Here is a 15,557-nt window from a genome sequence, read left to right on the forward strand (position 1 = left end):
CTTCATACACACGTATCTGTCATGACACGCATAACCTCCTTAGCCCACCGCGCCTTGATCAGCATTGCCGGCCCCGACTGGGCCGCCTTCCTGAAAGGTTTGTGCACGGCCGATATCGACGCCGTCATGGATGATTCGGCGAAGGGGCTGTTCCATAGCCTTCATTACGGGGCTTTTTTGCGGCCTCAGGGCAAGATGATCTGCGACTGTATCCTGCAGGCGGTATCTGCTGACGAGATCTGGCTGGATGTCCCGCTATCCGAACGCGATGAACTGCTGGCCAAACTCAACATGTACAAATTACGCGCCAAGGTGACGATAGTGGCGCTCGATCGCCCTGTCTTCGTCGCCTTTGGTGGAGACTTGCCGGTGGGCTTCGCGCCCGATCCGCGCGGCGCCATCGTTGGAGCCACGTTCGGTTTCGCCTACACGCCCCAAGCGGAAAATGCAGATACGGATACCTGGGTCGCCTTCCGCTTCCGGCACGGCTTCAGCGATCCAGGCGTCGATTTCGTCCAGGACGAACTCTATCCTATCGACGCCAATCTCGACCTCCTCGACGCCATCGATTTTCACAAGGGTTGCTTCATCGGCCAGGAACTGACCTCGCGCATGAAACGCCGTGGCCAAATCAAGAATCGCATCCTGCCGCTGATTCATGCGGGCCATCTCGTCAAAGGTGCGGAAATTCTCCTCGGAGAACGCAAGATCGGCGAGGTTCTCAATACGCATGACGGGGCGTCCCTCGGCCTGATGCGGCTGGACCGCCTCGAAGGCGGCCAAGCGACCTCCAGTGGCATGAACCTCGAAATCGACAGGCCCGACTGGATAAAAAGCCACGTTCCAACATCTGTATAAAAATTAGATATATCAGAGATTTAACCTATGTGCGACCTGCCACGCTGTTCCTGGCCCAAGTCCGATCCGCTCTATTGCGCTTACCACGACACCGAATGGGGCGTGCCGGAATTCGACTCGCGCGCCCTGTGGGAGAAACTCGTCCTCGACGGTTTTCAGGCCGGCCTGTCCTGGATCACCATCTTGCGCAAACGCGACGCCCTGCGCGCGGCCTTTGCCGGCTTCGATCCCGAAAAGGTCGCCCGGTTCAATGATGCCGACATCGAGCGCCTGATGAACGACGCTGGCATTATTCGCTCGCGCGCCAAGATTCTCGCCGCGATCGACAGTGCCCGCATCACCCTTGACCTGCGCGACAAAGGCACAAATTTCACCGACTTCATCTGGGCCACCCAAGATCACAAGCCGCTCAACAACCATTTCGAGCACGGCCAGATTCCGACCGAGACGAAAGCCTCGCAGGACCTGTCAAAGCTCTTGAAATCAAAGGGTTACAAATTCTGCGGCCCGGTCATCGTCTACGCCTTCATGGAGGCCGTCGGCATGGTCAACGACCACGTCGTCACCTGTTTCCGTCACGCGGAGGTTGCCGACCTGATGGAAAAGAGCTAGCCTCCCCAATAAGCTGGCCTTTTCAACATTGTGCGCCGGCAATATAAGGGGATTTCCATGGCCTTGATGTTTCAGCCTTTTGTGAAGTACGTCGATTTTCAAGGTCGGGCCCGTCGTAGCGAATACTGGCTGTGGTTCCTCTTTCAGGTGATCGTCGGCTTCATATTCGGGTTTTTGAAGAGTTCAATGGGTGGCAGCGGCGCCGCTGTCATCCAACTTGTCAACGGCGTGTTTTCGCTGGCTATCCTGCTGCCAACCCTTGCGGTCGGTGTTCGCCGCCTTCACGACACCAACCGGACAGGCTGGTGGGTCGCCTTCCCGATCGTCGTGGGCATCGCCGGCATCATCTTCTTTATCGCTACTCAGGGCCCCTCTGCCCTGCCGATCCTGCAGCAACTCAGCGAAGGTGGCACGGTGGCGTCTCCGGCGCTCAGCAAGCCGGCCGCGCTGATGCCGGTGATCTGGGTCGCTCTCGCCTATCTCTTATCCTGGCTGATCGTATTTATCTTCAACGTGCTCGACGGCACCCCCGGCCCCAACAGGTTCGGTCCCGATCCCAAAGGCCGCGGCGGCAATATCAACGTTTTCTGATCCCTATTCGATAACCAACGGTCTTGTCTGCGCCCGTGCAACTTCTGGATTGCCTGCGCTAAGGTTGCCGAACTGCTGAAAATGACATAAATTGCCGATAGCGTCGTTTTCGACCATAGGGGGATTTCATGGAATTAATGTTCAGGCCGTTCGTGCGTTATGTCGACTTTCAAGGCCGCGCGCGCCGCAGTGAATATTGGCTTTGGGCGCTCTTTCTATTCCTCGCCTACACGGGCCTGACCATCCTGCAATATGCCATGATATTCGGCATGGCCGCCAGCAGCCAGGGTAAAGACGGCGCGGCCGCCGGCGCAGCGGGTGCCATGGGCCTGATCTACCTGGTGAAGATTGTCTTCTGGCTTGCCGTCCTTCTACCTAGCACGGCCGTCGCTGTCCGCCGCATGCATGATATCAACCGTTCCGGATGGTGGATCGTCTTTCCCTATGTCGTCCTGCTGGTCGCTATGATCGTGGTCGTTTCTCTGAATGGTGAATCCTTCATTAATAACATAAAGACCATGGAAGGTATGTCGAACAGTAACGATCCACGTGCCGCCATCGCCATGGTTATGTCGATCATCCGTCCGATGATGTGGATTTTCCTGCCGTTCTTTCTCGCAAAAGTCGTAACCTTCGTTTTCCGCGTCACCGAAGGCACGCCCGGCAACAACCGTTTCGGCCCCGACCCAAAGGGCCGTGGCGGCAATATCAACGTCTTCTGACCACAGTATTTGGGAGTTTGCGCCATGTCCAAGACGCCCGCCATGTTCAGAGCACTCACTCGCTATGCCGAGTTCAACGGCCGCTCCAATCGCGCCGAATTCTGGTGGTTTCTGCTCGGCATTTACCTCATCGAGGGCCTGCTTTACGGCGGGCTCTATCTCAGCTCGCTGAAAAACGGCCGGTTCGATCTCGAGACCTTCCTGCCGCACTATATGCAGTTTTCGCCGATCATCAGCCTGTTCGGCCTTGCCATCCTGGTTCCGATCCTGGCGGTCACCGTCCGGCGGCTGCACGACATCAATCATAGCGGTTGGTGGATAGTGGCGCCCATGGTCATCAGCGTCGTGGCCTATGTCGTCTTCCTCATGGTCAAGGGTGAAGAGCTGTTTACCCTGATGCTCAATATGGGGCAGCAAATGCAGGAGATGGAGACAAGCAATCCTGGCGCCCTGATGAACCCCATGACCAGCATGACGACGGTTCTAAAACTGGAATGGCCGCTATTCCAACTCATGCTGCCCTGGGTCTTAATCCCTAGCCTGTGCGCGCAACTGATCTTCTACGTTTTCCTCGCCTTGCCCGGATCCGCCGGCGACAACAGGTTCGGCCCGGCGCCGGTCAAGGGTTGATTACAGCGAATTCACTTGCCTGTTAGAAGGGATTTGCCTAATTTTCGCCACAAATCCTGGAGGGGAAAACCATGTCGACTTGGCCTTTGATGTTTCAGCCGCTGCAAAAATACGCAGAATTCAACGGCCGTTCGCGCCGTTCCGAATTCTGGCTGTGGGTATTATTCCGCATCCTGCTCGGCATGGGCCTCGGTTCCATCGCCATGATGACGATCTTTACCGGCATCAATTTCGAGCACCCAGAACCCGAACAATTCATGGCCCGCTACTTTACCGTCATGCCGCTGTTCAGCCTGATTAATCTCGGTCTCTTTCTGCCCACCCTGGCCGTGGCGGTTCGGCGCCTGCATGATATCGGCCGCACAGGCTGGTGGCTGGTCATGCCGATTGTCGTCATGACGGTCGGCATGGTTTTGTTTTTCATCATCTTTGGGACGCAAGTCATCCCCCTGATCAGCAACGGCCAGGAACATATGAGCGATGAGCAAGGCGTCAAATTCGCCCTGACCATGTTCGGCTCGATGTTCCTCTGTGTCTTTCTCCCGATCCTCATCGCCGAGATCGTCATGCTGGTCTTCTACGTCACCGAAGGCAAACGCGGCCCCAACCGCTTCGGCAATGACCCCAAGGGCCCGGCGCTCAACGACACACCTTAACCAAAACTTTTAAGCTCGCTTTCAGCTATGGCGGTCTAGTCTGCGGAAACCTCCCCAGACAGAAAAAGCCGCCATGCCCCTGATCTTGCAGCCCCTGGCGAAGTTCGCCGTCTTTTCCGGCCGTGCCCGTCGCAGTGAGTACTGGCTGTTCCAACTGCTGCAATTTGCCGTCTACTTCACCCTCGCCATAATGGCGGTCGTCACCATGGCCGACAGGCCGGTCGGCGCTGTTGGCCTGTTCGGCATTATGGGGCTATTGGCTCTCATCCTGCTATTGCCCAATCTGGCCGTGACAGTGCGCCGTCTGCACGACAGCGGCCGCTCCGCCTTCTGGATGTTGCTCTATGTCCCCGGCCTTCTGAATGGCGCGCTTGCAGGCGCGCAGATGTCGGCAAACCACGGCCTGCCCGTTGCCAATCCCATTCTCAGCCTTCTATCAGGCGCAGCCAATATCGCCCTGTTCATCCTGATGGTGCGGAAAGGCGAAACCGGGGCTAATCGCTTCGGTCCCGACCCCAAACAAGGCGTCGACATCGCGTCCGTTTTCGATGCGCCCGAAAGCGAACTGGAACCGCATCAACCCGTCTTCGACTTCAGCTCCGTCGCCAAGCCGGTGCCGCGTAATATCACCTCGCCGCCGACGCGGCCCTTCGCCCGCCCCGCCACCGTGACGTCAAGCCCGCCGACCTTCGGCAAAAGGCGCTGACATCACCGACGATTCACTGTAAACGCCTCATCATGGTGGATTACAGTTATGAATCGGAAATCGTCGGCCTGGTTTGCGGCGTCGACGAAGCTGGCCGCGGTCCCTGCGCCGGTCCCTTATGTGTCGCCGCCGTTATCCTCGATCCCCAAGCCATTCCCGCCGGCATCACCGATTCCAAGGCTTTGAGCGAAAAACAGCGCTTCGAACTCGAACCGCAAATCAAGGCCGCCGCCCGCGCCTGGTCCGTCGTCACGGTGACGGTCGAAGAGATCGACACGCTTAACATCCTGTGGGCCACCATGGCCGGCATGAAGCGCGCCGTCGAAGAGCTCCGCCCCACCGCTCACCACGCCCTGATCGACGGCAATCGCTGCCCGAAGCTCACCATTCCTTCTACCGCTATCGTCAAGGGCGACGCCCTGTCGCTCAGCATCGCCGCCGCCTCGATCCTTGCCAAGACCGCTCGCGACCGTATCATGATCGAGATGCACGATATCTATCCGGTCTACGGCTTCAAAGGCCATAAGGGCTACCAGGCGGAAGCGCACCTCGAAGCCTTGCGTGTCCATGGTCCCTGCCCCATCCATCGCCAAACCTGGGCGACCATCAAAGACCTCGCTGTCCCGGCCGCTCCAGCAGTCCTGGCGGAATAGTATAGCCCCCCGAGCTCAACCGCTCTCTCCACCTCCGTAGAAGAACGAACTCTAAGTCTTGCAAAGACTTGGCCAAGAACTGGGCAAGCGCGACTGCGTGCCGTCCGGGGGGGCCTAGTCCCTATGCGGCGAGCCCTGCGGCGCCTGAGCAATAAAAAAGAACAAAACGAATCCAAAAGCGCGACCTTCGCGACTCACCCCTAAAAAAACGAATCCGCCGATTCGGCGACATGGTTAATTTAACCCGCTCTTAACTGCGTCCTGATTCTAGTCATGAGATTCAGAGGCTTATCCGCCTCGCTGGTCCGAAATGGACCGAATACCCGTGTCAGAAGGATCAACCCGTGCGCCAATCCCCCGTCCGCAAACTGCCCGCCCTCATCTCCGCGACGCCGGCCCAGCTGAAACTCGACACCATCCACCTCGGCGAATGCGTCGAAGTGCTGAAATCCCTGCCCGACGCCAGCGTCGATCTCGTCTTCGCCGACCCGCCCTATAACCTGCAATTAGGTGGCGACCTGCTGCGTCCCGATAACTCCAAGGTCGACGCCGTCGACGACGATTGGGACCAATTCGCCTCCTTTGAAGCCTATGACAAATTCACCCGCGAATGGATGCACGAATGCCGTCGCGTCCTGAAGGACGATGGCGCCATCTGGGTCATCGGCTCCTACCACAACATCTTCCGCCTCGGCGTCGCCATGCAAGACATGGGCTTCTGGGTGATGAACGACGTCATCTGGCGCAAAGCCAACCCTATGCCGAACTTCAAGGGCACCCGCTTCACGAATGCCCACGAAACCCTTATCTGGGCGACCAAGGCCAAGGGCCAGAAGCGCTACACCTTCAACTACGACGCCCTGAAAGCCTTCAACGAAGACACACAGATGCGTTCGGATTGGTCGATCCCGCTGTGCACGGGCGAAGAACGCCTGAAGGACGAAAACGGCAACAAGGCCCATCCGACCCAAAAGCCGGAAGCCCTGCTCTACCGCGTCCTCCTGGCCTGCTCAAAGCCCGGCCACGTCGTCCTCGACCCCTTCTTCGGCACCGGCACGACCGGCGCCGCCGCTAAGCGCCTCGGCCGCCACTATATCGGCATCGAACGTGACCCGGCCTATCAAAAGGTCGCCGCCGAGCGCATCGCCCGCGTCATCGCGGCGACCGAAGCCGACCTCTCCGTCATGGGTTCGAAAAAGTCGGAGCCACGCGTCCCCTTCGGCGCCCTGGTTGAGGCCGGCCTCATCCATCCCGGTGACATGCTCTATACCCCCAAGGGCGACAAGACCGCGCGCGTCCGCGCCGACGGCTCCCTCGTCCACGGCGATCTCTCCGGCTCCATCCACAAGATGGGCGCCATGATGGAACAAAGCCCCGCCTGCAACGGCTGGACCTATTGGCGTTTCAAGAGCGACGCCGGCCTCAAGCCGATCGACGACCTGCGCTCCCGCATCCGCGCCGACATGAACTAGCCAGGGTCGCGGACCCTGGACCCGAAACTGACGCTCGCGAACGCCGGTTCACGCTAAGAGTTGCACGGGTTTGCGGCTAGCCGTTCAGCTGCCGGAGCGGCGCTCCGATTGTCCCGAAGACGGCGTCATAACACCGCTTTGCCTAAGCGGTATCATGACTCGATACGGGATAAAATCAATCATTGACAAAGATTCGGAGCGTGGTCGGAGTGCCGAAAACCGCCAGAACCACTCCGAATCTCACCACGACATTCGGGCCCTTACGCCTGCAACTGAAAGCGCACGGTCAAACGCACTCGCATGCCTTCGGTCGCCTGGCCGGAACGGGTGGTGTCGCCGACCACCCAACCATGCAGGTTATCGACAGCCGAATTCACAAACCCCCGGTCGGCGATATTATCCGCAAAGGCCTGGCAATCCGTCAGATGGCCGGAATGGGCGATCGTGCAGACGATGTCGAAAGACTTGCCCTGGTCGGCCAGATCCATATCCGAACCACTGGGCCGATACGGCCTGGCATCGGGCTGATAGAGAATCACCAAATCCGATAAACGGACATAATCTTCAGCCTGCGCGGCGCCCGCCACACCCGCCATGGCCAATACAACCAACAAAATTCCCCGCATGACAGCCTCCCCGCTGCTCGTACTTTGCGGTGAACCTGTCACTTTTTGACATTAAAGTCAAAAATTACTGCGCGGGCATGGCTGTCGCCATTTTTTGGTTGATGTCGTCCAATCGCGTGAACTGGCAGGTGACCACAAACTTCTTGCCGGCCGTCGGCTGACCGTTATGCGCCTTCGGCTCAACCACCCACTGCCCGACATTGGTCAAGGCCCGGCTGACGAAATTCTGGTCGACCATATTATTGTTGTCGGCACGGCAGCCCCCCAGATGCCCATCGGCGCCGATGACGCAAGCGACATCGAAACTCTTGCCGGCATCGGCCAGGTCGTAATTGGTGCCGTCAGGTTGATAGCTGCGCGGCGCCGGCAGATAACTGATCGTGACATCGCTCATATGCAGCGCATCCTGGGCCATCACGGTGCCGGGCAGGCTGAGGCCTAAAGCGGCCAGGGTTACCAGAACTTTTTTCATCATCCACCTCCAGCCGCATCAGGGCCATCATGGCGCCAACCTATCAGCGTCACCCACGCCGATCCAATGACAAGACAGTGTCCATTAAATCAAGGAACCATAAGTTTCGAACTTCAATGCCTTGTGGAAAACCGTAGGTAAACTGCGCTGATCGGCCAATGGCAACAATTGCCAATCATTATGTGCCCTTATCAGGGCTTGACCTTGCACGCCTGAAATACGCGCCAGCCATACCTCCTGCGTAAGCGCGAAATGGGTAAAGACATGCTCGTAACGTCCGGCCTTGCTAAAGGCCAGGTCCGGCATGGTTACCTCGGCATCACTCCACGGTCTGTCCCGCCATTCGGTATGCGGCAACCCAAGCATTCCGCCCAGCAAGCCCTTGTCCGGCCGGCGCTCGACCACCACGGCGTCGCCGGCAATAATCAAAAATACGATGCCGTGCCGCCGCGGCCGCGCCGCCTTTTCCAGCTTCACCGGAAACCGCTCCGGCTCACCGCGCCGAAAAGCCAGGCAGGCCGTCGCCAACGGACACGCTCCACATAACGGCGCCTTCGGCCGGCACACCAGGCTAGCCAGATCCATAAGGGCCTGGGGCCAGTCGCCGGCCCGATCCGCCGACACCCACTGTGCCGCAGCCTCGCGCACCGTCCCTTTGGCAGCAGGCAAAGCCTCTTCGATGGCATAAAGCCGCGTCATGATACGTTCGATATTACCGTCGACGACATTGGCCGCCTTGCCAAAGGCGATCGCCGCCACGGCCGCCGCCGTATAGGGCCCGAACCCGGGCAGGCTCAGCAGGGCCGCCTCATCGTCCGGAAACACCCCGCCATGATCGCGCACCACGACCCGCGCGCATTCCAGCAACCGCCGTGCCCGCGCATAATAGCCAAGCCCCGCCCACTCCGCCATGACGCGGCCGTCCTCTGCCGACGCCAGTTCGCCCACCGTCGGCCACAGGCGCAGAAACTTGTCATAATAGGGTGTGGCGTGCGCCACGGTCGTCTGCTGCAACATGACTTCGGACAACCAGACACGGTAAGCGTCACGTTCTCCCCTACGCCACGCCAGGTCGCGGCCATGGCCGTCGTACCAGCGCAAAACGGCTGCCCTTAAGGAGGCGACAACCGCTTCGTCTTTCCGTATAATCACCGCCATGAAACGTCCTCTGCCCTCACTGGAAGACTCGGTACGCATCCTGCGCACGACTCACACCAAACGCGCCCCGCGCGTGGGGCCGTCCGTACAAAAACAGGTTCAGCCCCTGCTGAAAAGCCTTGCCGCACGATTTGAAGGCCTCGAAGACGGTTCCTCCAAGCTGAAAGCGCGCTGGCCCGAGATCGTCGGCGAAAGTTTAAGCAAGCTGTGCGAACCCGTCCGCGTCATCAAGACACGCACCACGGCGGCCAATCCCAAGGGCGGCGTCCTCGAAATCCGCGTCGCCGGCGCCTATGCCGCCTTGATTCAGCATCAATCGGCCGTCCTGCTCGACCGCATCAACCTCTATCTCGGCGGCAAGTCGATCGAGCGCCTGCGACTCATCCAGGGCCCGCTGACAGCGCCGAAAAAAGCGCCCCCGCCGGCACGCCCGCAACCGCTCAGCGCCGCCGAGGAACTACGGCTGCAGCAGTCCCTGGGCGACGTCCCGGATGAAAAGCTGAAAAAATCTCTGCTCCTGCTCGGCCGGGCCGTCATGAAGCGTCAAAATATGAAATAAAATGGCAGGCTTCCCCGCCAATTTTCGGCCCGAAACAGGGAATAGATATTTACAGCGTAAGCAGACGCTATAATAAAGAGCACACATCAGGGGCAAAGCCTCGCCCGAACCTCCATCGGCGGAAACACGATATGAAAAACCTCTCCTTCGGGCGCGCAGCCCTCCTGGGCCTCGTTGCCGGCGCCATGCTCCTGGTCGCCGGGTGCAACAAGGCACCTTCGGCCGCGGCCGGCGATGACATGTCCCAGGGCGATCCCAAGGCCAAGATCACCGTCGTTGAGTATGCTTCGGTCGCCTGTCCCATCTGCGGCCGCGTCAACGACACCATCATGCCGGAATTCAAGAAGCGCTATATCGATACCGGCAAGGTCCATTATATCTATCGTCCGATGATGACCGGTAACCCTTCCGTCGCCACCGCCGGTCACCTTCTGGCCGCCTGCGCCGGCAAGGACAAGTATTTCAGCGTCATCGACGCCGTCATGCGCTCGCAACAGGAAATGGATGCCGGCGGCCCGCCGGAACAATATACCAATGCCCGCCCTGTCCTGCTGAACATCGCCAAATCCGTCGGTATAGACGCGGACGCCTTCACCAAATGCGTTTCGGACCCCAAGGCCATCGAACATCTCAATGACCTGAACCAGCAATACCTGACCAAGGATGGTATCGAAGGCACGCCGACCTTCTTCGTCAATGGCAAGAAGGTCACCGGTATCCCGAACGACATCTCTTACTTCGACGACGCCATCAAGAACGCGCCCGCAGCCAAGTAACCGAACATGTTGAAACGCTCTGTCTTCGTCGCTGCCCTGCTCTTGCTGAGCCTTACCGCCTGCAATAGCCGGAAAATGACGCCCTTGCGCGACGAAGACATGAGTATGGGACCGGCCAATGCCAAGGTGACCCTGGTTGAATACGCATCGGTCACCTGTTCGCATTGTGCCGAGTTCAACGCCGACATCCTGCCGCAGATCAAGACCAAATATATCGACACAGGCAAGATCCGCTACGTCTACCGTGAGGTCCTGACGCCGCCGAACAATATCTCCGCCTCGGGCGTCCTCCTCGCCCGCTGCGCCGGCAAAGAGAACTATTTTAAGGTCATCGACGCCATCATGCGCAGCCAGGATGCCATGTTCGCCGACGGCACCGACGCCAATGCCCTGCCGACCCTGCGCACGATCGGCACCTCGGTCGGTTTGACCAAGGACCAGTTCGACAAGTGCATTACCGATCCGGACGGCAATACCCGCATCGCCACCAACGACGAGAACTACACCAAGTTCGACGGTATCAAGGGCACCCCGACCTTCTTCATCAACGGCAAACTTTTTCAGCGCCACTCTGGCGACTTCGCCGAATTCGACCATGCACTGACCTCGCAACTGGACAAAAAGTAAGCGTATGAAACGCCTGATCGCCTTCCTCGCCCTGCTGTTCCTGTTCGTATCGGCGATCGTCAACGCCGCTCCCAAGCCGGCGGCACCGCCCGTCGTCGGCACGGTCCTGCCCACCGACCGCATCCTCGGTAACGCCAAGGCCAAGATCACCATCATCGAATACGGCTCCGTCGCCTGCCCGATCTGCGCCCGCTTCAACGACACCGTCATGCCCGACCTTAAGTCGAAATATATAACGACCGGCAAGGTTCGTTATATCTTCCGCCCCATGCTGACGGGTGTCCGCACCATTGCCGTCGCCGGCACCCGCCTGGCCGAATGCGCCGGCAAGGACAAATATTTCGACGTCGTCGACACAGTCATGCGCGCCCAAAGCGAATATTATGCCATGGGCGAAAACAACATGCTGGCGGCGCCCGTCTTGAAACGCATCGCCGGCGACTACGGCTTCAATGAAGACGCCTATAATAAATGCGTTCTCGACCAGGCCGGCTTGACGGCCCTGAACAACGCCAACAATGCGGCTATCGCTTTTGGCGTCAGCGGCACCCCGGCCTTCTTCATCAATGGTCAGCCTTTCATCTACAAGGGCACGGGCATCGCTGAATTCGACGCTGCTATTGCCGCAGCCAAATAGGCTGGGTAAAACTGCATTCCCCTGTGGCTTGTTTTACGGCTCGGCTTGACATGCTATAGCCGTTAAGAATCAATTAGGATTCGTGTACCCGCCTAAAAAGGCTTCCGTTGCAGTTCCAGAAGATCAAACTTTCCGGCTTCAAGTCCTTCGTCGATGCGACCGAATTTCGCATCGATCCGGGCCTGACCGGCATTGTCGGCCCCAATGGCTGCGGCAAGTCGAACCTGCTGGAAGCCTTGCGCTGGGTCATGGGCGCGACCTCGGCCAAGGCCATGCGTGGCGCCGGCATGGACGACGTCATCTTCGCCGGCTCCGACAAACGCCCGTCCCGTAACTGGGCCGAAGTCACCCTGACCATCGACAACAGCGAACGCCTGGCGCCCCAGCCCTTTACCGATCAACCTGTTCTCGATGTTGCCCGCCGCATCGACCGCGGCGCCGGTTCCTCCTACCGTATCAACGGCAAGGAAGTTCGCGCCCGCGACGTCCAGCTCCTGTTCGCCGACGCCTCGACCGGCGCCAATTCCCCGGCCCTGGTCCGTCAGGGCCAGATCTCCGAACTGATCGCCGCCAAACCGCAAAACCGCCGCCGCGTCCTCGAAGAAGCCGGCGGCGTCTCCGGCCTGCACACCCGCCGCCACGAAGCCGAACTGCGCCTGACAGCCGCCGAAAGCAACCTGTCGCGCCTCGACGACATCGCCCGCGAACTCGACAGCGCCCTGTCGCGCCTCAAACGCGAAGCCCGTCAGGCCGACAAGTACAAGAAGATTTCCGCCGAAATCCGCGCCCTGCAAAAATCTATCCTGCACGCCAAATGGCTCGAAGTCCGCGCCCTGCTCGAAGGCGCCGTCACCGACATGCAGGCCCAGGCCCTGCGCGTCGAAACCTCGACCCGCGCCGCCGCCATCGCCCAAACCGTTGCTCTCGAAGCCAATGAAGCCATCGCCCCGCTGCGCGAAGAAGAAGCCATCGCCGCCACGGTCAATCATCGCCTTAATATCGAGAAAGAACGCCTCGACCTCGAGGAAAAGCAGGTCGCCGGTGAGATCGAGCGCCTGAAATCCGAGCTGGCGCGCCTGAAAACCGACTTCCAGCGCGAACTCGACCTGTCGTCCGACGGTTCGATCCAGGTCGAGCGCCTGCAATCGTCCCTCGCCCGCGTCCAGGCCGAGATCCAGGACGCGCCCTCACGCGAACCCGAGCTCAAGGCCGCCCTCGACGCCGCCGAGGCCGAACGCCGTCAGGCCGACTCCGCCATCGAAGCCATGGCCGCCGAGCAGGCCGCCCAGGTCGAGCGCCAGCGCCTTGAAGCCGCCCGCCTGGCCGAAGCCAAGGCGCGCTTCGACCGCATTGCCGCCCAGCTTCAGACCGCCCACAACGAACGCCATGCCCTCGGCACCTTTGACTATGCCGCCGTCGACACCCTGAAGGCCCAGGCCGAAACGGCGCACAACGATCTCGACGCTGCCCGCAAAGCCGTCGAAGCCCTCGAAGCCGACCGGGTCGCCCTCGTCAATGCCGAAGCCCTGGCGCGCAAAACCGCCCGCGAACTGGAAGACAGCCTCGGCCGCCTGACCGCCGAGGCCCGCGGCCTCGCCCAGATCCTGTCCGGTAATGGCAAGACCACCAAACCGGTGCTCGACGAGGTCCGCCCGGACAAGGGTTATGAGCTGGCCCTCGCCGCCGGCCTCGGCGACGACCTCAATCTCACCCTGTCGAAAAAAGATAGCCTGACCCTCGCCTTCTGGAGCGAGGACTTCGAATCCAAGGCCGCCCATATCGATCTCAAGGCCCTGGGCGTCGCGCCCCTGTCCACCCATGTCCGCGCCCCGGCCGCCCTGGCCCTGCGCCTGTCGACCATCGGCGTAGTAGCGGCGGCTGATGGCGACCGCCTGCAAACCCAACTCCCCGTCGGTGCGCGCCTGGTCTCCAAAGAAGGCGATCTGTGGCGCTGGGACGGTCTGATCGTTCGCGCCAAGGCCCCCAAGCCCGCAGCCGTCCGTTTAGCCCAGCGCACCCGCCTGGACGAGCTCGAAACCGAGATCGACAAGGCCAAGCCCGCCTTCACCGCCGCCCAGACCGCGCAACGCGAAACCGCCGACGCCCAACGCGTCCACGAAGAGCAGTTGCGCCAGGCCCGTAACCGCCTGCCCGACCTCGAACGCGGCGCCCGCAACCGTCAAAACGCCCTCGAAGAACGCCTGCGCGCCCAGACCCACTATGAGGCCCGCCTCGAAGGCCTCGAGGCCAGCCTGGCGCGTCTGTCCGGCGACCACGGCGAGATGGAGCACCTCTATAAGCTGGCGGTCGCCTCGCAATCGGCCGCCATCGACAATACCGGCATGAAGGCCGCTCTCGACAGCGCCCGCGCCATCGCCCAAAGCAAACGCCAGTCCGTCATGGCTGCCCAGCAGATGCTCGACCAGGACGTCCGCGATCGCTCCGCCCGCGAAGGCCGTGAACGCACCCTGACGCGTGAACTGACCGAATGGGCCCGCCGCACCCAGGACTCGGGCGCCCGCTTGCTCAAACTGGAAAAAGACCAGGAAACCGCTCGCGCCGCCCTCGAGGCCGCCCAGTCGGCGCCGCATCAGTTCGAATCGAAGCGCCTGGCCCTCGTCGATTCGCTGCAAACCGCCGAAAAGCGCCTGAGCGAGGCCCGCGACAAGCTCAATGCCGCCGAGTCGGCCCGCCGCGACTCCGAAATCAACCTGCGCGGCGTCGAACAGGAAGCCTCGGCAGCCCGCGAAGAGCGCGCCGGCGCCCAGGCCCGCCTCGAAGCCATCCAGGCCAAGGCCGCCGATATCGAAGCCACGATCCTCGATCAGACCCAAGGTACGCCGGACGACCTCGGCCGCCGCCTCAAGGAAGAAGCCATCGCCACGCCGGCCGACGCCTCCGGCGCCGAATCGCTGCTGTCGGGTCTTGAGCGCCAGCGCGACGAGCTGGGCGCCGTCAACCTGCGCGCCGAAGAAGAAGCCGCCGAATACGAAGGCCGCCTCGATACCCTGAGCCGCGAACGTTCCGACCTGATCACCGCCATCGCCAAGCTGCGCGACGGCATCGACGAACTGAACGCTGAAGGCCGCGAACGCCTGCTCAAGGCCTTCGACATCATCAATGAGCATTTCAAGGTCCTGTTCGTTACCCTGTTCGACGGCGGCTCGGCCGAACTTCGCCTGGTCGAATCGGACGATCCCCTCGAAGCCGGCCTCGAAATCTTCGCCTGCCCGCCGGGCAAGCGCCTGTCGACCATGAGCCTGATGTCCGGCGGCGAGCAGGCCCTGACCGCCACGGCGCTGATCTTCGGCGTCTTCCTTGCCAATCCGGCGCCGGTCTGCGTCCTCGACGAAGTCGACGCCCCACTCGACGACGCCAATGTCGACCGCTATTGCCGTCTGCTGTCCGAGATGCGCAACCGCACCAAGACTCGCTTTATCGCCATCACCCACAATCCGGTGACCATGTCGCGCATGGACCGCCTGTTCGGCGTCACCATGAGTGAACGCGGCGTCTCGCAACTGGTGAGCGTCGATCTGTCGCAGGCGGAAGCCTTGGTGGCCGAAAACGTCGCCTAAACTGTCCGCATGTCGAAATATAGTGTTCGGTGCGCCAATCTATCCACCGAAAGCGTCGTCTTTTGGGACATTTTATTCTTGGCGGCCGCCAAAGGCTACTTTGTAACACTCTAACCATCCTCCAACGCCACATTTCCGCCGCGGCATGACAACGCCATGACAGCGTTGTTTCGATATTATTTTCAAAGGCCAGCATTTTATTCCCGTCATTTGCTTGACCTTTG

Annotated in this window: 17 protein-coding genes; 14 read left to right on the plus strand and 3 right to left on the minus strand. The window is 60.5% G+C overall.

The genetic code is table 11. The features are described 5' to 3' along the window. The first annotated feature begins 21 nt into the window (after window positions 1-21). From ygfZ to AC1DX3_RS03885, 9 genes are all read left to right on the plus strand, one after another. A complete protein-coding gene (ygfZ, locus tag AC1DX3_RS03845; protein ID WP_476987906.1) occupies window positions 22-858 on the plus strand; it encodes a CAF17-like 4Fe-4S cluster assembly/insertion protein YgfZ in 837 nt (278 codons plus the stop codon). Window positions 859-885: 27 nt separating this feature from the next. Beyond that, window positions 886-1,470: a DNA-3-methyladenine glycosylase I gene (locus AC1DX3_RS03850; protein ID WP_476987907.1), complete on the plus strand. Its 585-nt coding sequence runs from the start codon at window positions 886-888 to the stop codon at window positions 1,468-1,470. Window positions 1,471-1,527: 57 nt separating this feature from the next. Beyond that, window positions 1,528-2,061: a DUF805 domain-containing protein gene (locus AC1DX3_RS03855; RefSeq protein WP_476987908.1), complete on the plus strand. Its 534-nt coding sequence runs from the start codon at window positions 1,528-1,530 to the stop codon at window positions 2,059-2,061. 128 nt (window positions 2,062-2,189) lie between these two features. Then, window positions 2,190-2,783 (plus strand): DUF805 domain-containing protein, encoded by a 594-nt coding sequence (locus AC1DX3_RS03860; protein ID WP_476987909.1) that lies wholly within the window; start codon window positions 2,190-2,192, stop codon window positions 2,781-2,783. Window positions 2,784-2,807: 24 nt separating this feature from the next. Continuing rightward, window positions 2,808-3,413, plus strand: coding sequence for a DUF805 domain-containing protein (locus tag AC1DX3_RS03865; protein ID WP_476987910.1), 606 nt, complete (start codon window positions 2,808-2,810; stop codon window positions 3,411-3,413). A 71-nt stretch (window positions 3,414-3,484) separates the two neighbouring features. Next, a complete protein-coding gene (locus AC1DX3_RS03870; RefSeq protein WP_476987911.1) occupies window positions 3,485-4,069 on the plus strand; it encodes a DUF805 domain-containing protein in 585 nt (194 codons plus the stop codon). 73 nt (window positions 4,070-4,142) lie between these two features. Further along, window positions 4,143-4,775, plus strand: a complete 633-nt coding sequence (locus AC1DX3_RS03875; RefSeq protein WP_476987912.1) for a DUF805 domain-containing protein — start codon at window positions 4,143-4,145, stop codon at window positions 4,773-4,775. A 32-nt stretch (window positions 4,776-4,807) separates the two neighbouring features. Beyond that, on the plus strand, window positions 4,808-5,428 hold the full coding sequence (locus AC1DX3_RS03880) for a ribonuclease HII (RefSeq protein WP_476987913.1): 621 nt from the start codon (window positions 4,808-4,810) through the stop codon (window positions 5,426-5,428). Window positions 5,429-5,829: 401 nt separating this feature from the next. Next, window positions 5,830-6,900, plus strand: a complete 1,071-nt coding sequence (locus tag AC1DX3_RS03885; protein WP_476988032.1) for a DNA methyltransferase — start codon at window positions 5,830-5,832, stop codon at window positions 6,898-6,900. A 260-nt stretch (window positions 6,901-7,160) separates the two neighbouring features. Here AC1DX3_RS03885 and AC1DX3_RS03890 read toward each other — a convergent pair whose 3' ends face one another. The 3 genes from AC1DX3_RS03890 to AC1DX3_RS03900 form a co-directional block, all read right to left on the minus strand. Continuing rightward, window positions 7,161-7,526, minus strand: a complete 366-nt coding sequence (locus tag AC1DX3_RS03890; protein ID WP_476987914.1) for a hypothetical protein — start codon at window positions 7,524-7,526, stop codon at window positions 7,161-7,163. 64 nt (window positions 7,527-7,590) lie between these two features. Continuing rightward, window positions 7,591-7,998 carry a hypothetical protein gene (locus AC1DX3_RS03895; RefSeq protein WP_476987915.1) on the minus strand — a complete coding sequence of 136 codons (408 nt, stop codon included), beginning with the start codon at window positions 7,996-7,998 and terminating at the stop codon, window positions 7,591-7,593. A gap of 84 nt (window positions 7,999-8,082) precedes the next feature. Further along, complete coding sequence (locus AC1DX3_RS03900) at window positions 8,083-9,156, minus strand: A/G-specific adenine glycosylase (protein WP_476987916.1); 1,074 nt, start codon at window positions 9,154-9,156, stop codon at window positions 8,083-8,085. Here AC1DX3_RS03900 and AC1DX3_RS03905 point away from each other — a divergent pair. The 5 genes from AC1DX3_RS03905 (at window position 9,155) to smc (ending at window position 15,333) form a co-directional block, all read left to right on the plus strand. Then, window positions 9,155-9,715, plus strand: coding sequence for a DUF721 domain-containing protein (locus tag AC1DX3_RS03905; protein WP_476987917.1), 561 nt, complete (start codon window positions 9,155-9,157; stop codon window positions 9,713-9,715). The genes AC1DX3_RS03900 and AC1DX3_RS03905 overlap by 2 nt on opposite strands. A 131-nt stretch (window positions 9,716-9,846) precedes the next feature. After that, window positions 9,847-10,491, plus strand: a complete 645-nt coding sequence (locus AC1DX3_RS03910) for a DsbA family protein (RefSeq protein WP_476987918.1) — start codon at window positions 9,847-9,849, stop codon at window positions 10,489-10,491. 6 nt (window positions 10,492-10,497) lie between these two features. Then, on the plus strand, window positions 10,498-11,118 hold the full coding sequence (locus tag AC1DX3_RS03915; protein WP_476987919.1) for a DsbA family protein: 621 nt from the start codon (window positions 10,498-10,500) through the stop codon (window positions 11,116-11,118). A 4-nt stretch (window positions 11,119-11,122) separates the two neighbouring features. Next, window positions 11,123-11,755: a thioredoxin domain-containing protein gene (locus AC1DX3_RS03920; protein WP_476987920.1), complete on the plus strand. Its 633-nt coding sequence runs from the start codon at window positions 11,123-11,125 to the stop codon at window positions 11,753-11,755. Between the two features lie 107 nt (window positions 11,756-11,862). Continuing rightward, entirely contained in the window at window positions 11,863-15,333 is a 3,471-nt protein-coding gene (gene smc, locus AC1DX3_RS03925; RefSeq protein ID WP_476987921.1) for a chromosome segregation protein SMC, read from the plus strand. The last annotated feature ends 224 nt before the right edge of the window (window positions 15,334-15,557 follow it).

It is taken from the genome of Asticcacaulis sp. P2_B1 (genome assembly GCF_056404915.1).